Source organism: Bacillus sp. FSL M8-0063 (assembly GCF_038005545.1).
GTDB classification, from domain to species: Bacteria; Bacillota; Bacilli; order Bacillales; family Bacillaceae_G; genus Bacillus_A; species Bacillus_A wiedmannii.
In genome coordinates this window covers 1,620,443-1,638,460 of sequence record NZ_JBBOTJ010000001.1, presented here as the reverse complement: position 1 = coordinate 1,638,460, position 18,018 = coordinate 1,620,443, and the positions used below count along the sequence as shown (strand labels likewise).

Sequence of the window (18,018 nt, the reverse complement as noted above, 5' to 3'; positions counted from 1 at the left end):
TCATTACATGATATATGTCCATATCAAACGATAGCTCATTTGCATATTGTATGTTGTATCTTAAAATAAAAGGAGGAAATAACAATGGGCTTCGCACATGGTAATGGATTCGCGCTATTAGTCGTATTATTTATCCTCTTAATCATCGTCGGTGCTGCTTGCTTCTGCTAAGTAGTTATCGTCATATGATATGTGGATGAAAAAACTATAAAAGCGGACACCTATTTTTAGGTGTCCGCTTTTCATATGAAAAACATTTCCGTTTGTTATTGTGCCTTTAACGACTACATATTCAACTCAAAAAGTTAATAATGTAGCTACTTTCTTACTCTCCGCCTTACGTATATGGCGTTGTTCTGCACGTAACACAGCAATGCGATGTAATTCTTTCTCTTCTTCTGTTTCAGGGATTACTCGCGGCACTGGAACTGGATTATTTTCCTTACTAAGCGCAACAAAAGTAACAAATGACGTTGCTGCTATACGCTTCTCACCTGAAATTAAATCTTCTGCTACTACCTTCACAAATACTTCCATCGAAGTTCTACCCGTCCAAATTACAAAGGATTCATAACTAACACAATCTGAAGAGCGAACAGGATGTAAGAAATCTACCCAATCCATAGATGCTGTGACACATTCTTTTCTTGCGTGCCTCGTTGCTGAAATAGAAGCAACCATATCCATCTCGGCTAATATCTTCCCACCAAATAGCGTATTATGATCGTTTAAATCTGTTGGAAATACTCGGCTCGTTTTAAACACTCTAGACTCATTCGCTGTTTTCCCTTTCACTTCAGTCATTGTTATCACCTCTTTGATTATTTAACCCGCTATTTGCAGACATTAAGACTCCCACCACAAAATTCAGCTGGAGCAAAGAAGTTCGGTAAGAGTTCTATTTCCAATTAACACTAGAACGGTATGAGCTTACTATCACTACACATTTAATATTAACAACATTCAGAACTCTTAGTCCACAAAAAAGAACCGATGTTATCAATCGGCTCCTCTAAATACATATTGCTCTTTTGGCGGTTCAACCTTATTCCATTTCGTTACTTCTAATACAGGGATATTTGCATGGAACGGCTGATAAAATTCCGTTGATATTTCTCCTTCAACTTGAATCCAATCATCATTTTTCCATTCTACACCTTCTGGTTTTTTTACTAACATACCATATACACCAGAATCCGCTACACAATGTATAATCCCGAAACGGAATAAGAAATATTGTTCTTTTTGAGAAGAGTCATCTTTGAAAACAAACCCTTTAAAAGATAATTTTTTCCCAGTAAACTCGCCAGGATAATTATAAATTGTTTCCATCCCTTTTAGAAAATCTTCATCTTTTAAAGTAATACTATCTTTCGTAACAAACTCTTTTTTCCCCTTTTCCATTACACCACGGTATCCTTCTTTCCCGTAATAAATGCTCGTATCAGGTTTTAGAAATTGCCTTGTCATAAATGGATCTGTACTTTCTGCTTGCGCAACAGGAAAATGAAATCCTTTCGCCTTAACGATATCTGAATCTAACGTTGCAATCGGGAAAAACAATCCTGAGACTATCGGAAAACAAAACAATGTGTACGAAAATGCTTTTTTCCACCATGTATTCTCATCTTTTGAATGATCATGCCCACAATGGCTATGATCGCAACCACAATTGTGCTGTTCTTTTTCTTTTTCTTTTTGATGTTCTTTCTGGAAAACGATAATAATTTGAACAATCGTTAAAAATCCTAAAATAATAGCTGCTGTTTTTGATAAATAGGCATACTTCATATTGATATACTTCGTAATATTACCTGAAATATGAAGCTGCGCAATTAAGATTGTAAAACCTAATAATATATATGCTCGAAACATAACCTACCACCCCATCGCATAAATGAGTAGTGAGCTTGCATAAACAACAAGTGTAACTGTAACTGTAACGACAATTACAAATTTCGTTTTAAATGTCGCAAGCATCATAAACATATTTTTAATATCCACCATCGGTCCATATACGAGGAACGCGACAAGTGACGCTGTTGAAAATGTACTTTGGAATGACGAAGCAATAAATGCATCCGCTTCTGAACAAAGTGATAAAATGTAAGCTAGTCCCATCATAACAGCTGGTGAAGAGAACGGCCCTTGTCCTATAGCAAGAAGTGTTGAAGTTTGTACGAACGTTTGAACTGCCGCTGCAATTAACGCACCTAATACTAAATATTTTCCCATCGAGAAAAATTCCTCAACAGCATGCGTACATACATCCCACATTTTTTTACGTAATGGACGCTTATGATTCACTTCTGGGAAGTGATCATCTCGTAATTGATGTTCTTTAAACATAAATGATAATATAATTCCAACGATTATTGCTACGATAATCGCTACAATAGAACGATACCATACCATGTGCATACTACTGCCAAAGGCAACGTATGTTGCAAATAATACGACTGGATTAATGATTGGTCCAGTTAACATAAATGCAATCCCGGCATATGGCGGAACCCCTTTTCCAATTAATCGCCTAACAATCGGAACGATTCCACATTCACAGCCCGGAAACATCATCCCTAAAAAAGTAGCCATTAAAACAGACAGAAATCGATTTTTCGGCATCCATTTTGCTACCATATCTTCTGTTACAAACATTTGAATGAATCCTGAAATAAATACACCAATGAGCACAAAAGGAAGTGCTTCGATCAATATGGAGATAAAAATTGTATTCATTTGCAGGAATGCTTTCGGTAATTGAAACAATTCCATGATGTATTTCCTCCAACTTTTCATTAACAATATGTAATTTTAACCCCATTTTATGAATTGGACAAGACTTATACGGAATTCACCCCTTTCATATACATTACATTTTATAAGTTATATTCTATTCAAAACTTTGGATTTCATAGCAAAAAAGCTGCTCTAGCGCAGTTACACAACTATGCTAGAGCAGCTTTCTTCTCGTTAAAAGTAACGTTTCTTCCAAAAAACAAATGCTAATGTGAAAGATAGTGTTACACATATTATGAGTACAATTACAAAACCATGTGCTTCCCCTTCAAACGGAACCTTTACGTTCATTCCAAAGAAACTAGAAACCATCGTTGGTAACGATAAAATGATTGTAATAGACGTTAACAGTTTCATAACACTATTTAAATTATTTGATATAACAGAGCTAAAAGTATTCATCATTCCACTTAAAATGTGACTATATATTTCCGCCATTTCAATAGCCTGTTTATTTTCAATTAATACATCTTCTAATAAATCTTGATCGTCTTCATACATTTTTAAAAATGTACTGTTACGCATTAATTTTTGAATTACAATTTTATTCGCCTTTAATGATGTTGTAAAGTAAACTAAACTTTTTTCAAGGCCTAGCAATGTGAAAATCTCTTTATTTTTCATCGACTTATTTAATTGGTGCTCTAAATCGATTGTTTTTCTGTTAATTTGCTTTAAGTATCTTAAATAATAAGTAGAAATCGTATATAAGAGCTGAAGTGCAAAGCGTGTCTTTTTAAACGTATAAAATTCTTTAATACGTTGATTAATAAAACGTTCAAAAATTGGGTTTTCTTCTAAACAAATTGTCACAAAGCAATCTGGCATTACAATCATACCTATTGGAATCGTGTCATAAATCGAATTTCCTTCTTCATCATGTCTAACTGTTGGGATATCCACGATTATTAAAGTATTATTGTCTTCCTTTTCAATACGAGAGCGTTCTTCATCATCTAAAGGGTCTTTAATGAAATCTAAGTCTACATTTAAAGTTTGTACTAGATATTGAATTTCTTCTTCCGTTGGATGAAGTACATTAATCCAGCAACCCTTTTGCATTTCCTCAACCTCTTGTAGTTTTCCGTTTCGGTCTGTTAAATAAATATTTAACATACTATCACCCCGATTCTTTTTACATGTAGGAATCTACCTCTCTTACATAACAGTTTTTGAACCGCCATTCTCAGCATATGAAACATACGTTTAAATTTCAATAGAAAAATTATTTTGAAAACGTTTTTACAAGAAAAATATTCTAAACAAAGAAAAAGACAGAGTGCTCTCTGCCTTAAAAAGCTTATGTTGCCTTTATAACATATTTAGAAAGCATCCACAAGTTAAAGCCAACTGAAATCGTATAACCAGCGTATGTTGAAATAATAAAACTTACATAATCGAAATACGGAAGCAATACGATATTTAAAACTATCTTCACAATAATACCAATTACTAATCCTAGCACTGTTTTCTGTTGTTGATTAATTCCTTGTAACATCGCAGCTGTTACTGTAAAAAGCGAAAATAGTATACAGGCAGGAGCATAATACTGTAAAATAACTCTCCCCATCTCCGGATCATTTCCGGCACCAAATAAAAGAGTATATACTGGTTTTGCTAACACCATCATTCCAATCGCCGCTGGTACCGTAATACCTACTACTAATACATTCGTTCTCGTAAAATGTTTGTACAGTAACTTCACATTCCCTGCTGTATAGGCTTTTGTCATCTCAGGTACGAGAGACATACTAAAAGCAGTCGCAACGGAAACCGGGATAAGTACAACCATCTGGACAAGACCAATTATTGCATTAATCTTCTCCGCTTCTCCTTGCATATACCCTATTTGTATAAGTAGTTTATTAATTGTAAATGTATCAATCGTCTGATACAACGGAATTGCTAAACCAACCACAACAAACGGTATTGAATATGTAAAGAGCTCCTTATACAGCGAGAAGAAAGATTTCGTTGTTTGCGGTATACTTGCCATCTCTTTTTTCTTTAAGTGCTTTCTCCTCCTTATGTAATACGCACTTAAAACTGTTAATCCACCTATCGCTCCCATAAAAGCACCGAACGTTGAAATACCAACAGCTAGCGAGATAGAAGCTTTTAAAATATATAAAACGACAAAGCTTCCTATTAATATGGTTAAGACCCGAAAAAATTGCTCAACAACTACACTTAAAGCAGAAGGCCCCATCGATTGAAACCCTTGAAAGAAGCCCCTTAATAAACTCATTACTGGTACAAGTATTAACGCAAAACTTACAATTTGAATATTATTAGTGACAGCTGTTATGCTATTCCCAGTTTGATCATTTCCATCGATTACAAGTTTAGCTAAATGTGGAGCTAATATATATAGCGCAAAACATGAGATGACTCCCATTATTAACATAAAAAAGATACCACTCTTAAGTACTCTCTTAACCGTATGATAATCATTCAGTTGATCATATTTTGATACCATTTTTGAAACGGCAAGTGGTAGTCCCATCGTCGCAATGCTGAGCATAATCGTATACGGGCGATAAGCATACGTGTATAAAACGTACCCACTCGTACCGACCATTGCTGTAAACGGTATAACATATATAAATCCTAACATTTTAGATATCATCGTTGCCATCGTTAAAAATATCGTTCCACGTATAAACGGTGACCCTTTCATCACATTCCTCCGCTACACTTTATTATTACACATTATGGACAACTCTTTTTTTTTAGAACCGAAACAAATAAAAAAAGCCAATGAACAATCATTGACTTTAACGCGCTGCTTTTTTCTTTTTGAAATACTTTAAACCGAAGTATAGAGCACCAAAGAGAACAGCTCCTATAATTATGTAATGTGTGTAATCAGATGCATACTCTTTAATGTGTCTCCAATTCCCACCAAGCTTTTCACCTAAGTAGATAAATAGTATTGACCATGGAATAATCGCAACCACAGTATACAGTGTAAATAGTTTTAATGGCATCTTAGCTAATCCTGCTGGAATCGAGATTGCATGACGTACTACTGGGATAAAGCGTGCAGAAAAGATTACTCCTGCTCCGTAACGCTTAAACCAACCTTCCGCTATGTCTAAATGGTGTTTATTAATAAGTAGATATTTCCCATATTTCTCTACAACCGGACGCCCTCCGTAATATCCAAGCCAGTATAAAAAGATTTGGGCTAAAGTACCACCAATAGTTCCGGCGATAACTGCACCAACAAAACTAATTTTACCATCCGCTACTAAAAATCCAGCATACGAAAGTACAATTTCACTCGGGATAATTTCAATCATTAAAGCTAGCGCTACTCCAAAGTAACCTAAGCTTGCAAAAAATTGCAATAACTGATCTATTATGCTTGCTAACATTTTATTTTCTATCTCCTTTTTTCTTCACATACCATCCCATTATTACATAAAGGTCGCATTCTGCCAATATCTTCATTTCAACAATATTATCGGCATAAGCATGATTAATCTATTAAAGTGTCTTTTTGAGGTTCTTTCATGTAGGCAAACATTTCTTTAATTTGCTCTTCTGTATTTCTAGCAATCGATAAATTAGGCAATTCATTCTCACCAAAAAACTCCACATCTTCTGTTTCAATACTAGTTTTCTTTTCGCCACCAATAATCTTACAGCTAATAAAAATTTTATATACGTGTGTTGCTGAAGGCGATAGTTGATGTTTTTCTTTATCAAATATAGCGAATAGCTTAAAATCATCTACTTCATAACCAGTCTCCTCTAAAACTTCTTTTGCTGCTACTTCTGTTGGCGTATAACCGATATCGGCCCATCCACCTGGCAATGCCCATTTCCCATCACTTTTTTCTTTCACAAATAATAACTTTTCATTTTGAAAAACGACTGCTCTTATATCAACTTTTGGTGTTTGATAGCCTGTCTCACTTGCAAATAATTTCTCTACTATTTCCCAATCTGTCTTTGTGTAATGTGACATCATCGAAATGGAAATATCCCGTAATTGTTGGAAACGCTCTATATCATACACATCTTTAGAATACGTTAAACCCGCTTGGGCTATAGCTTGTATTTGTTTTACCCAATCAATCCATTTTACCGTCATGTTTCCACATCCCCCATACTCTTTTAAGTGAATAGTAAGTCAGTTTTGTTGATACATCTTTATTATACAAAAAAAGAGATTGATAATGTTCCAATCTCTTTCAAAATTAATCTAATTCATGTAAGTGGTCTTGTATATACTTTCTTCTTTTATTTATATATTCATCGATCATATCAGCTTCTTGATCAAATGTTTCTAATTTTTCTTTCATATATGGATCTTGTAGTAAATATGGACGAATCGATTCACACAAACTTTCAACTTTCGGCATCATAAACGAAACGGTAAATTGTTCTTCTAGTATTTCTTCCAAAATACTTCGGTATTGCTTTCTAAATACAGGTATATCTAATAATCTTGCACTTAACGTGTTATAGCCTTGAATGCGAATATACTCATGATTAAGTGGTCTCCCTTGTACATCTCGCCCCCAAGTTGCATCATAATCCCACGGTATCACTTCAAATAAATTTGTTTCATCGTTATGATATAGTGCATAGTTATGAACGAAACCATCAAAGTTTTGTGTGAAAATAACGCCAGCTAACCACCTTAAATATTTATCAACATGTAGAAACTTTCCAATTTCTTTTTCATAAGCTTCCCTCGACAAAGCATTCGCTTGAAATACAAATTCACTCAGTTGTTCTTCACTATTTTTATTCGAATATTTAAATTCATAACCCGCAAAGAGCTCGGTCTTAACATCTTTATCTCTCTCACTCATTAAAGAAAAATTCGCATCATCATCTATTGCATAATAAATAGAACCACTTGGTAATCCTCTATTTTTCAAAAAGTTTTCATCAACTGATTCTAACTGTAAATATACACCTTGAATTTGACCATTAATTTTTATAAATACATGTTGTGATTTTGGTGAAAGTACACCAATATCATGAAAAAAGTCTAAAGATAATTTGTTTCGTATGAGAGACGGATCCATAAACTCAGAATTTAAATGAATTTCTTTCGCACCTTGAAATTTTTTCGGTTTATAAAACATAACATGATAAGACTTTTTCTCAAACTCACGAATATGAGCCCCCCGGTATACGATATCAATATCATACTTCTTTTTTCCATAAGTTAATTTTGCTGGCACTGGACTATCTGACCAAATGTCTTTTTTTAATTCCACTAAGTACATTGGATGAATAAAAAAATCATATGAAGGTAGCATGTTTTCTCATCCCTTCTCAGTTCTCTTCATTCAATGTATGCGCCTTGTCTTGTCCATACATCCGCTATCATCCATTTATATAAAATTACACTCTTGTCTTGTTCAGAAAGACGTCATATCTCATATCATGTTAAGGAAAAAGAATACCTTTTCACCTGAATACATGATAAGGAGGATTTCTATGAAACGTGATATTAGAAAAGCTGTTGAAGAAATCAAAAGTGCTGGGATGGAGGATTTCTTACACCAAGATCCAAGTACTTTTGAGTGCGATGATGATAAATTCTCTCATCATCGATGTACAACAGGTTGTAAATGTACAACTGGGGGTAAATGTCCAAGAACAAGATGTACTCGCGTGAAACATTGTACTTTTATTACAAAATGTACGCACGTAAAAAAATGGACATTTGTTACAAAATGTACTCGTGTGCGCGTTCAAAAATGGACATTCGTTACGAAAGTGACTCGTAGAAAAGAATGCGTTTTAGTTACAAAACGTACTCGTAGAAAACATTGTACTTTCGTTACAAAATGCATACGCTTTGAAAAGAAATTTTTCTGGACAAAACGAAGTTTCTGTAAAAAATGCGAATTCTTCCCGCATAGAGACGGTCACTCGTGCGATGATTCATGTGATCATGGCAGAGACTGTCACGATAATGGACACAAATGGAATGATTGCAAAGGCGGACATAAATTCCCATCTTGCAAAAACAAGAAATTCGATCACTTCTGGTATAAAAAACGTAATTGCTAGTTTTTATGCCTACAAAAAAAGGCCGTTTTGCGGCCTTTTTTACGTTCATTGAAAATGACTTATATCTGCAAATTGCTTCACTTCACCTTTATCTTCTTCAAATTCTATTATACTTAGACTAGCACTATGCATAAATGGATCATCCCACACATTTTCTATTTCAATACCCGCAAAATGTCCTACAAGTAGTTTTGCCGCTGCCGCATGGGAAACAATTAATATACTTTCTCCTTTATGCTTTTCTAAAAGAAGTTGTATCCCCTCAATTACCCTTTTATAAACAGACTCAAAATTTTCTCCTGATGTTGACTGAAAAAGATGTGGCTCATACCAAAACAATTGTATTTCATCTGGGTATTCCCTTTCTATATCAGCGACTGTCTGTCCTTCCCATATACCCATGTTAATTTCATAGAAATGCTCATCCGCTATTATCGGTATATCACGATCACCCTTTATTAACTCTGCAGTATGAAGGGTTCTTTCACTCGGACTACTATAGATCGCATGGATAGATAAATCTTTCATTCGGTCTCCTAATTGCTTTGCTTGTAACATACCATTTTCAGTTAAAGCAGAATTTTTCCGGCCTTGCATTCGTTTCGATACATTCCATTCCGTCTCACCGTGCCTTGTTACATATACAGTTGTCTTCATTTCACATTCCCCCTTACCATTTTGGCCGCAATCTCCACGGTTCTACTCGTCCTACAATCCATTCATCACATTTATTCTCAATTCCTTTTATTACCCCATCCGATATTTCTTCATGGGTAAGCCATCTCCCGTATGTATCTTCTAATATAAAACCTAATATTATTCTATGGTAGCTACATCGCGTACCACCTATTTTTTGTGCGGGTATACGCGACGCTTTACTACCTAAAATATGAAAAACGTTGTATGTTTCAGACGACAAATCCACTTCTCTACAAATGAATGACAACGTATCCTTCGCACTTGCGTGTACCCATGCGACAACTAATGTCATGGGGCCATTCCGCTCAATTGTACTTTTAATAGCTAGCTTTACATCGTCATCATTATGATAATCTAACGGAAGACATGTGATACTTTCTGGCGCAGCACTCTCTCGCTTAACATTTTCTAATTTCACTTTATCTCGTCCAATAATAGAAACATGAAATCCTTGCTCACAAAGCCACATAGAAACTCTCTTTAGCATTCCTGTTCCACCAATTACTAGCGCATGCAACTTCTTCCACCCTTAGTAAAATGTCATATGAGACTTATCTTCCCTATAATAGTTCAGTCGGTCTTGCAATGTCCCTGAATGAAATTCAAACTTATGGCCGTCAGGATCAACAAAATATATAGACTTACAATCCCTTACATCCCGTTCTCTTCCTTGTAAAATATGAACATCGTTTTCTTCTAATCGTTGCAGTAGACGTTCAAAGTCTTTCTGTTCAACTGAAAACGCAATATGCGTATAAGATTGATGAATCTCATTTCTCGGAATATGTGTTTCTTCATTAAGTGCTACCCATACCCCACATATATTAAAATACGCAAGTTTTCTCCCTTTAACTAATAATTCTCCTTCTAGTACTTTTTCGTAAAATATAATAGATTTTTCTAAATTAGACACTGAAAAACAAAGATGATTGATTCCCTTTAACAACTCTAATTCCTCCTATACAAATAAAAGATGAGCGAAAATTCACTCATCTTTTATTATACTATTTCTTTGTAATATATGCCCATTTATAACTGAAGTCCCCACCAAACGTATGATTCGCAATACCTTTTACGTATGGCTTCTCTAAGTAAGCCGTACTTTGTTGGTACGTAGGAGAAATGGCAGCATCTTGACCAATTAAGATTTTTTCAGCTTCTGCAAGGGCATTCCAGCGTGCTTTATCATCTTTTAATAGCTCTCCTTTTGATTTCGCTACTAAATCATCATACTTCGGATTAGAATAATCCATTTCATTAAATGAGCTTCCAGTAACAAACATATCAATATAAGTCATTGGATCTGGATAGTCCGGACTCCATGCAGATAATGAGAATTCATATTCAAATTTCTTTTCTAACTCTAGCTTTTGCTTATATGGTTGTTGTTTCAAATTCACTTTAATACCAGGTAAATTTTTCTCTAACTCTTCTTTAATAAAGTCACCCACTTTTTTACGGCTACCGTTATCATCATTTAGAAATTCTACTGTAATTGTATCTTGGCCAAGCTCTTTCTTCGCTTCTTCCCATAATTTTTTTGCTTTTTCAGCATTATCTTTGCTGTCACGGAAATTTTTATTTACAGTACGGAAATCTTTCCCATCTGGTCCTGTCGTAAATTTCTCAGGTACTAAGAAATATGCTGGTAATGATCCGTCATTTAAAATAACATTTGCAATTCCTTTTTTATCGTATGCCAGATCAATCGCTTCACGAACTTTTTGGTTTTTAAACGTTGCATTTTTCTGGTTAAAACGTAAGAAATACATACGTGGATCTAACTTCGTTTTAAATTCATCCGGCTTATTCTTTTTATACTTATCAACAAATTCAGAACTTAAAATAACACGGTCCGCTTGATCACTATCATATAAGTTTACTCCCGTGCTCGTTTCCTTCACAATATTTACATTAATTTCTTCTAACTTCACAGTATCTTTATCCCAATAATTAGGGTTTTTCTTTAACTGATAACTTCGTTCATGTTTCCATTCACTCATCGTAAATGGTCCATTATATAATAGTTTATCTGCTTCTAATGCATATTTATCCCCTTGTTCTTTCACATATTTTTCATTTAAAGGGAAAAATGTAGGGAATGAAGTAAGCTCAAGGAAATATGGTGCTGGCTGTTCTAATTCTACTACTAACGTTTTATCATCCTTCGCTTTCACTCCTAATTGATCTAGCGGTAATTCTCCTTTATTTACTTTCTGTGCATTTTTCACATCAAATAAAATAAATGCATATTCTGCCGCTATTGCTTTATCTAATGTACGTTGCCATGCATATACAAAATCTTGTGCTCGAACTGGATCACCATTTGACCATTTCGCATCACGTAATTCAAATGTATATGTCTTTTTATCTTCACTAATCTTCACATCTTTTGCCATGCCTGGTGTTGGTTTATTATCCTTATCTAAACGATATAACCCTTCCATTGCATTTACAAAGGCACGGAATGATACAGAGTCTGTTGATTTTGACGTATCCATTGAAGGGATTTCTGCTGTTTCTAGTAAGTTTAATACTTGCTTATCTGCTGCTCCCTTATTCGATTCTTTCTTCGTTGTCGAAGCCTTCTCACCATTCCCACATCCTGCAACCAATACACTCGTCGTTAACGCAAGTGCAGCAATTGTTGTTGTCTTTCTCTTCATTCTTCCTTCCCCCAATCTATATGTATAAATGAAAGCCAGTATAATATATATTATTATACAAAAGATTCAGATTATTTCAAATATTATTTTTGTACAGTAAAAAAAGAAGCTGATAGAAAACTCTTCTATCCACTTCTTTTTCTATTTCTTTTACTTGTAATCCATCCTCTATATCAAATGGGTTTTGAACTTTAAATATTTCGTCCATTATCTTCAAAAATTCTTCCTCATTTTTAGATTCGCCGTTAATCGTAAGTGAGTACGGCTCAATCTCACCCAATTTATAATCAACAATAAATTGGATTTTCACCTTTTTCCTTGGCATATCAGGACTAGTCCCTTGAAATTCTACTAATTCTAACCCTTCCGTTCCACGATAATATACCCAACCTGGATTTCTAAAGTAACTTTCAAACGATTCACCAATGGAAAAGAACGGATATTCATAAAGCGAGCTTGTACGAACTTTTTGAATAATATCTCGATCCGTCGGGAAAAAGAAATGGCTGAAAAAAATACTAGCAACCGCTAAAATCGTAACGATCGTTGCTCCCATTTTACTCGTTCCACCACTATCACGGATGAGATAATTTTCAACCGATTCATCTTGAATTTCTCGTGCTTTTATTCGATATATACGCCTTTCTGCAAATTGATAATATAATCCATTCGCAAAAATCGCCATTCCAAATAAAATAAAAACGAGTAATAGAAACGTAAGAGGCACCATATTAATGATTGGTAACGCTACGTTGAAGCCCATATAATAAGAAAACGCATCACATGCTACTAATAACAGTAAAAATAATGCTGCTGGTACATAATACTTACGATATCCAAGCCAACCCACATTGAAAATAGCAGCCCAACCATTCCAGCTCCACCTAGCAATCCGCTTATCCTCAAGTTCCCATTTCTTTTTGTAATACCGATATTGTCTACCTACATATACTTCTAATTCCTTGTCTATTAGCGAGCATCCTTCACCTTGTTCAGAATGCAAAGTCCACTGGCAACTTTCACAATTCAACTGATCTCCCTCACAAAGTTGCCCACAATTTATACATTTCAAAACAATCCCTCTTCCCATCCATACGTCATTTCAAAATACCTTCGTGATTTAATAACCACTCTTTCCTCCATAAACCGCCCGCATACCCAACAAGCTTCCCACTCTTTCCTATTACACGATGACACGGAACGATAATTGAAATTGGATTACGACTATTTGCTCCTCCTATCGCTCGTACAGCTTTCGTATTTCCGACCTTCTCTGCAATATCTAAATATGAAGCACTTACGCCATAAGGGATAGTATAGAGCGCATCCCATACATTTTTTTGAAATGCTGTTCCCTCAGCAGACAGCGGGACCGTAAACTCTTTTCTTTTCCCCTTAAAATATTCATCTAGCTCATTTATACATTGATCTATTATTTCATTTTTATGTTCTTCTTGTCTCTCATCAACAAATATAACAGACGTAATTCCTTTATCGTTCGCTGTAATTTCCAGCAAGCCTAATTCACTTTCATAATAAGCCTGGTACATATGTCATCCTCCAATTCAATTCATATTAATTATTGTAACACGAATAGACAAAATTTTTCGTATAAGCGTTTTATTAGGGAAACAAAAACAAGAATGATACAATGTAAGAAAATTCGATCTAGGAGGCTATGATGAATTCTGAACTTTTTTCACCTTATACAATTAAGGACGTTACATTAAAAAACCGTATCGTTATGTCACCTATGTGCATGTATTCATCAGAAAACGAGGATGGCCAAGTAACTAATTTCCATCACGTTCATTACGGAACAAGAGCTGCTGGTCAAGTTGGTTTAGTTATGATCGAAGCAACAGCCGTGTTACCTGAAGGAAGAATTTCTAATAAAGACCTAGGTATATGGGATGATAGCCTAATTGAAGGCTTACATAAAACGACAACTTTTATACATGATAACGGCGCAAAAGCCGCCATTCAACTTGCTCACGCCGGAAGAAAAGCTGAATTAGAAACGGATGCTCTCGCTCCATCCGCAATTCCGTTTAATGAAACTATGAAAATCCCAGTAGAAATGAGTATACAGCAAATAAAAAAGACCATATTAGCTTTTCAAGAGGCTGCAATACGATCCAAACAAGCTGGATTTGACGTTATTGAAATACACGGCGCTCACGGTTATCTTATTAATGAATTTCTTTCTCCACTTTCTAATAAACGGACTGATGAATATGGAGGTTCACCTGAAAATCGCTATCGTTTCTTACGTGAAATCATTGACTCAATAAATAAAGTTTGGAACGGACCGTTATTTATTCGTATTTCAGCAAACGATTATCATCCTGACGGTTTAACGGTTCAAGATTACGTTCCATATACAAACTGGATGAAAGAACAAGGAGTAGATTTAATTGATTGTAGTTCTGGAGCTGTTGTTCCGGCACACATCGATGTATATCCCGGGTATCAAGTGCAATATGCTAAACATATTAAAGAACATGCTAACATTGCAACTGGGGCTGTTGGTTTGATTACGACTGGAGTACAGGCAGAACAAATTTTAAATAATAACGAAGCAGATTTAATTTTTATCGGACGTGAGTTACTTCGCAATCCTTACTTCCCAAGAATAGCCGCCAATGAACTTAGCTTTGAGTTAGAAGAACCGTATCAATACAAACGAGCACCGGGGAAAATCCATACGAATAAATAAAACCGAGAATAATATGTACTACTGAATCTAGAAGAATAAAAAGTATACTATAAGATAACGTATGTTATTTCATAATATCGTTTTAAGGTGAATCAACATTTTGCTTGATACACCTATTTTTTTATGTATTTATCTCCCGTTCTGAATATGTGACAGAGTTAAAAATCGAATTCCACAATCGTGATTACGAAAAAAACAATTTCTCAGATTAAGTGAGAAATTGTTTTTTGATATAGTAGTATTCTACATATTAATTCGTGTGTTTAGTTTGAAACTCCAACAATTTTAATTATCATTTACAAATAAGAACGATGCACTGGCCATGAACAAGGTGGATACCATTCTTCTTCGTAAAACACTTGCTTAATTCCATTTTGCACCATTTCTTTTTTACTCATTCGTATATCCTCCTTTTGCAAATCTCCCCAAAATACGGAATAGTACATATAGGACTTTTATATCTTCGGAACCCAGTTCCCTTCAGGTTTTACTCAAACAGATATAAAAACAGATTATTTCCAAATAGAAAGTATATTCTATTTGATTTATTGGCATTACAAACAATGGATATATAATAGTAGTATATTTTCAAATGAGGTGAAACATTCTTATAACACGAAATCATCCGTTTGTATAATACGACTCTAAAAATAGCATTGCAATAAACGAGGTCACTTGTCGTATAAGATCAAGAGTGTTGGAGGCGTATAAAGTGAAACTTTAATCCGCGGGGGTTTGCTGTCGACAAATAGCGGGATAAAAATGCGATTTGCATAATAAATTATCGTAAAAAAGGAGTGGGCTTCCCACTCCTTTTTTACTTTCTTATAATTGTTAAACTACATGTATTTACTATTCATTCAAGATTCAAACTTTTTTTAAATACATGCCATTTTTTCGTTTTTTATTCTATCGTTGTAATTTCATTTGAGTTATAAATATAAATACCCGTTTCTTCTCGCAATGCAGTGATATACATCCCTTTCGCCACATCTTTCGCTGAAATTGGTTTATACTTTTTGAAAGCCCCTTTAAATATAAAAGGAATGATACGAGACAGCTTTTCAGCCATTCGTTCACCGAAACGAAATTCTTGTCGATTTCCTACTAATAAAGATGGCCTAAAAATGTGAATACCACCAATGACTAACTTTTGTAATTCCTCTTCCATTCTCCCTTTAACTTGCGAATAAAAGAAGAACGATTTAGGTTTTGCTCCCATTGAGGACACAACAAGGAAATTTTGTACCCCTTGTTTTTCAGCTAAACAAGCAGCTCGTAACGTATATTCATAATCTACCTTTTTGAAATTTGCCTTTGTTTTTGCTTTTTTGATTGTTGTTCCTAGACAACTAAATACGTCATCTACAGCAAAAAACTCTTTATATTCCTCTAACATCGAAAAATCTATTTGCTTTTGCTGTAACTTTTCATGTTGCCATTGCATTGGTTCCCTTACAAAAATAGTAACCGAATCGTAGTAATCTGATTCAAGTAATAGACGCGTTATCTCTTGTCCAACTAAACCACTTGCACCAAGTACTAACGCTGTTCGCTTATTCATATATGCATATACCTCTTATTTTACTTTTCTCTCCTTCAGTAAAATACAACTTTTAGGAGTTTCCTTCTCTCATTTTACCACAAGTAAAGCACTATGCGTACGCATAGTGCTTTACTCACTCTTTTTTCTCATCTTTCTCTCGCAATTTTGTTACTGTTGATGCATCTCCTAAATTACTTATTAATCTTCTTAAAAAAATTAAGACTAAGACTAATGGTAATACTACCGCTAATATCAATAAAATAGCTTCCATTAAGTAACCCAAACACTCATCCCCCTCTACACCCTCCTTTCAAATATATGAACGTAGCGTTGTCACATATGCATGCATTCCTAAAAATAATACATCCAAATTTGACAACTTTATAACAAAAACAAATCGGAATGATTATTATTTATTGCAACTTTATAAAAGATGTATTATACTAAGTTCGCAAACTAAAACGTAATTATTCCGTTTTGTATTAAAATGATATTTTTCTTCTATAATTGGGGAAAATATATCCGTAAAAAAAGAAAAGAGGAGAACTTCATGCCTAAAAGATTGACTATATTTTCATTCTTACTTATTTTCACTTTAATTTTTACTGGCTGCTCAAATAAAAAAGAAGGTAATGCCAAGAAAGACGGAAAGCTAACTGTTTATACTACTATTTTTCCTCTTGCAGATTTTGCAAAAAAAATTGGTGGCGACTATGTAACTGTTGAAGCGATTTACCCACCTGGTGCAGATTCACATACATTTGAACCAAGTCAAAAACAAACAGTACAAGTTGCAAAAGCCGATTTATTCGTTTATAACGGCGCTGAATTAGAACCATTTGCTGAAAAAATGGAAAAAGCATTACAAAAAGAGAATGTTAAAATTGTAAATGCATCAAAAGGTATTGAACTGCGTACTTCTACTGAAGAAGAGCATCATGATCACGGAGACGGCCATAAAGAGGATGAACATCATCACGATAAAGACCCACATATTTGGTTAGACCCTACTCTAGCAATGAAACAGGCAGAAAAAATAAAAAATGCACTTGTAGAATTACAGCCTGATCATAAACAAGAGTTCGAAAAAAATTTCGCAGCACTGCAAACAAAATTTACTGATTTAGATGATCAATTTAAAGCAGCTGTTTCGAATGCAAAAACGAAAGATATTTTAGTTTCTCATGCGGCTTATGGATACTGGGAACAACGCTATGGCCTGAAACAAATTGCTATCGCTGGTATTTCAGCTTCTAATGAACCATCTCAAAAACAGCTTGCTGACATTACAAAAACAGTAAAAGAACATAATCTACAATATATTTTATTTGAAACATTCTCTACACCAAAGGTAGCATCCGTAATTCAGAAAGAGACAGGTACAAAAATTTTACGCTTAAATCATCTTGCTACTATTTCTGAAGATGATGCGAAGAACAATAAAGATTACTTCACTTTAATGGAAGAAAACGTAAATACATTAAAAGAAGCTACTAACTAATCAAATTTTTAAAAGAAGCTGAATATTTCATTCAGCTTCTTTT

20 protein-coding genes and 1 pseudogene are annotated in these 18,018 nt (G+C 34.5%); 4 read left to right on the top strand and 17 right to left on the bottom strand.

The window, feature by feature from the left end:
- Positions 1–84: 84 nt before the first annotated feature.
- Positions 85–171 carry a YjcZ family sporulation protein gene (locus MKX31_RS08275; protein ID WP_000505094.1) on the top strand — a complete coding sequence of 29 codons (87 nt, stop codon included), beginning with the start codon at positions 85–87 and terminating at the stop codon, positions 169–171.
- Positions 172–297: 126 nt separating this feature from the next.
- Here MKX31_RS08275 and MKX31_RS08270 read toward each other — a convergent pair whose 3' ends face one another.
- The 8 genes from MKX31_RS08270 to cotH form a co-directional block, all read right to left on the bottom strand.
- A complete protein-coding gene (locus tag MKX31_RS08270; RefSeq protein WP_000141167.1) occupies positions 298–804 on the bottom strand; it encodes an acyl-CoA thioesterase in 507 nt (168 codons plus the stop codon).
- A 195-nt stretch (positions 805–999) separates the two neighbouring features.
- Positions 1,000–1,875, bottom strand: a complete 876-nt coding sequence (locus tag MKX31_RS08265) for a TIGR03943 family putative permease subunit (protein WP_064474180.1) — start codon at positions 1,873–1,875, stop codon at positions 1,000–1,002.
- Positions 1,876–1,878: 3 nt separating this feature from the next.
- On the bottom strand, positions 1,879–2,775 hold the full coding sequence (locus MKX31_RS08260) for a permease (protein WP_000418724.1): 897 nt from the start codon (positions 2,773–2,775) through the stop codon (positions 1,879–1,881).
- 198 nt (positions 2,776–2,973) lie between these two features.
- Positions 2,974–3,915, bottom strand: a complete 942-nt coding sequence (locus MKX31_RS08255) for a magnesium transporter CorA family protein (protein WP_000932392.1) — start codon at positions 3,913–3,915, stop codon at positions 2,974–2,976.
- A 184-nt stretch (positions 3,916–4,099) separates the two neighbouring features.
- Positions 4,100–5,479, bottom strand: a complete 1,380-nt coding sequence (locus MKX31_RS08250; protein ID WP_242289298.1) for a putative polysaccharide biosynthesis protein — start codon at positions 5,477–5,479, stop codon at positions 4,100–4,102.
- 97 nt (positions 5,480–5,576) lie between these two features.
- Positions 5,577–6,179, bottom strand: a complete 603-nt coding sequence (locus MKX31_RS08245) for a DedA family protein (protein WP_048559690.1) — start codon at positions 6,177–6,179, stop codon at positions 5,577–5,579.
- 104 nt (positions 6,180–6,283) lie between these two features.
- Positions 6,284–6,901 (bottom strand): NUDIX hydrolase N-terminal domain-containing protein, encoded by a 618-nt coding sequence (locus MKX31_RS08240; protein ID WP_064474181.1) that lies wholly within the window; start codon positions 6,899–6,901, stop codon positions 6,284–6,286.
- Between the two features lie 106 nt (positions 6,902–7,007).
- Positions 7,008–8,084 (bottom strand): spore coat protein CotH, encoded by a 1,077-nt coding sequence (gene cotH / locus MKX31_RS08235; protein WP_000937986.1) that lies wholly within the window; start codon positions 8,082–8,084, stop codon positions 7,008–7,010.
- A gap of 181 nt (positions 8,085–8,265) precedes the next feature.
- On the opposite strand from cotH, the gene exsB reads away from it, so the two are divergent.
- A complete protein-coding gene (gene exsB, locus MKX31_RS08230; RefSeq protein ID WP_000817494.1) occupies positions 8,266–8,844 on the top strand; it encodes an exosporium protein ExsB in 579 nt (192 codons plus the stop codon).
- A 45-nt stretch (positions 8,845–8,889) separates the two neighbouring features.
- Here the strand turns inward: exsB and MKX31_RS08225 are convergent, their stop codons facing one another.
- From MKX31_RS08225 to MKX31_RS08200, 6 genes are all read right to left on the bottom strand, one after another.
- Positions 8,890–9,501 carry a phosphoserine phosphatase 1 gene (locus MKX31_RS08225; protein WP_064474182.1) on the bottom strand — a complete coding sequence of 204 codons (612 nt, stop codon included), beginning with the start codon at positions 9,499–9,501 and terminating at the stop codon, positions 8,890–8,892.
- 13 nt (positions 9,502–9,514) lie between these two features.
- Positions 9,515–10,060, bottom strand: a complete 546-nt coding sequence (locus MKX31_RS08220) for a short-chain dehydrogenase (RefSeq protein ID WP_064474183.1) — start codon at positions 10,058–10,060, stop codon at positions 9,515–9,517.
- Positions 10,061–10,072: 12 nt separating this feature from the next.
- Complete coding sequence (fosB, locus tag MKX31_RS08215) at positions 10,073–10,489, bottom strand: FosBx1 family fosfomycin resistance bacillithiol transferase (protein ID WP_000911696.1); 417 nt, start codon at positions 10,487–10,489, stop codon at positions 10,073–10,075.
- Between the two features lie 58 nt (positions 10,490–10,547).
- A complete protein-coding gene (locus MKX31_RS08210; RefSeq protein WP_064474185.1) occupies positions 10,548–12,209 on the bottom strand; it encodes a peptide ABC transporter substrate-binding protein in 1,662 nt (553 codons plus the stop codon).
- Positions 12,210–12,285: 76 nt separating this feature from the next.
- Positions 12,286–13,299 (bottom strand): DUF2628 domain-containing protein, encoded by a 1,014-nt coding sequence (locus MKX31_RS08205; RefSeq protein ID WP_081257109.1) that lies wholly within the window; start codon positions 13,297–13,299, stop codon positions 12,286–12,288.
- Positions 13,300–13,306: 7 nt separating this feature from the next.
- Positions 13,307–13,759 carry a methylated-DNA--[protein]-cysteine S-methyltransferase gene (locus tag MKX31_RS08200; protein WP_064474187.1) on the bottom strand — a complete coding sequence of 151 codons (453 nt, stop codon included), beginning with the start codon at positions 13,757–13,759 and terminating at the stop codon, positions 13,307–13,309.
- Positions 13,760–13,890: 131 nt separating this feature from the next.
- Here MKX31_RS08200 and namA point away from each other — a divergent pair, with 131 nt between their 5' ends.
- On the top strand, positions 13,891–14,928 hold the full coding sequence (gene namA / locus MKX31_RS08195) for an NADPH dehydrogenase NamA (RefSeq protein ID WP_064474188.1): 1,038 nt from the start codon (positions 13,891–13,893) through the stop codon (positions 14,926–14,928).
- A gap of 323 nt (positions 14,929–15,251) precedes the next feature.
- Here the strand turns inward: namA and MKX31_RS08190 are convergent.
- The 3 genes and pseudogenes from MKX31_RS08190 to MKX31_RS08180 form a co-directional block, all read right to left on the bottom strand.
- Positions 15,252–15,326: pseudogene (locus MKX31_RS08190) on the bottom strand (DinB family protein); the annotation flags it as partial.
- 506 nt (positions 15,327–15,832) lie between these two features.
- Entirely contained in the window at positions 15,833–16,492 is a 660-nt protein-coding gene (locus MKX31_RS08185) for an oxidoreductase (RefSeq protein WP_048559679.1), read from the bottom strand.
- A gap of 115 nt (positions 16,493–16,607) precedes the next feature.
- Entirely contained in the window at positions 16,608–16,757 is a 150-nt protein-coding gene (locus MKX31_RS08180) for a hypothetical protein (protein ID WP_176713054.1), read from the bottom strand.
- Between the two features lie 267 nt (positions 16,758–17,024).
- Between MKX31_RS08180 and MKX31_RS08175 the strand changes: the two genes are divergently transcribed.
- Entirely contained in the window at positions 17,025–17,975 is a 951-nt protein-coding gene (locus MKX31_RS08175) for a metal ABC transporter substrate-binding protein (protein ID WP_064474189.1), read from the top strand.
- The last annotated feature ends 43 nt before the right edge of the window (positions 17,976–18,018 follow it).

Bases quoted from the DNA above. Each gene is read 5' to 3' on its own strand.
- MKX31_RS08275 (WP_000505094.1), top strand. From the start codon at position 85: ATGGGCTTCGCACATGGTAATGGATTCGCGCTATTAGTCGTATTATTT.
- MKX31_RS08270 (WP_000141167.1), bottom strand. From the start codon at position 804: ATGACTGAAGTGAAAGGGAAAACAGCGAATGAGTCTAGAGTGTTTAAA.
- MKX31_RS08265 (WP_064474180.1), bottom strand. From the start codon at position 1,875: ATGTTTCGAGCATATATATTATTAGGTTTTACAATCTTAATTGCGCAG.
- MKX31_RS08260 (WP_000418724.1), bottom strand. From the start codon at position 2,775: ATGGAATTGTTTCAATTACCGAAAGCATTCCTGCAAATGAATACAATT.
- MKX31_RS08255 (WP_000932392.1), bottom strand. From the start codon at position 3,915: ATGTTAAATATTTATTTAACAGACCGAAACGGAAAACTACAAGAGGTT.
- MKX31_RS08250 (WP_242289298.1), bottom strand. From the start codon at position 5,479: ATGAAAGGGTCACCGTTTATACGTGGAACGATATTTTTAACGATGGCA.
- MKX31_RS08245 (WP_048559690.1), bottom strand. From the start codon at position 6,179: ATGTTAGCAAGCATAATAGATCAGTTATTGCAATTTTTTGCAAGCTTA.
- MKX31_RS08240 (WP_064474181.1), bottom strand. From the start codon at position 6,901: ATGACGGTAAAATGGATTGATTGGGTAAAACAAATACAAGCTATAGCC.
- cotH (WP_000937986.1), bottom strand. From the start codon at position 8,084: ATGCTACCTTCATATGATTTTTTTATTCATCCAATGTACTTAGTGGAA.
- exsB (WP_000817494.1), top strand. From the start codon at position 8,266: ATGAAACGTGATATTAGAAAAGCTGTTGAAGAAATCAAAAGTGCTGGG.
- MKX31_RS08225 (WP_064474182.1), bottom strand. From the start codon at position 9,501: ATGAAGACAACTGTATATGTAACAAGGCACGGTGAGACGGAATGGAAT.
- MKX31_RS08210 (WP_064474185.1), bottom strand. From the start codon at position 12,209: ATGAAGAGAAAGACAACAACAATTGCTGCACTTGCGTTAACGACGAGT.
- MKX31_RS08205 (WP_081257109.1), bottom strand. From the start codon at position 13,299: ATGGGAAGAGGGATTGTTTTGAAATGTATAAATTGTGGGCAACTTTGT.
- MKX31_RS08200 (WP_064474187.1), bottom strand. From the start codon at position 13,759: ATGTACCAGGCTTATTATGAAAGTGAATTAGGCTTGCTGGAAATTACA.
- namA (WP_064474188.1), top strand. From the start codon at position 13,891: ATGAATTCTGAACTTTTTTCACCTTATACAATTAAGGACGTTACATTA.
- MKX31_RS08185 (WP_048559679.1), bottom strand. From the start codon at position 16,492: ATGAATAAGCGAACAGCGTTAGTACTTGGTGCAAGTGGTTTAGTTGGA.
- MKX31_RS08175 (WP_064474189.1), top strand. From the start codon at position 17,025: ATGCCTAAAAGATTGACTATATTTTCATTCTTACTTATTTTCACTTTA.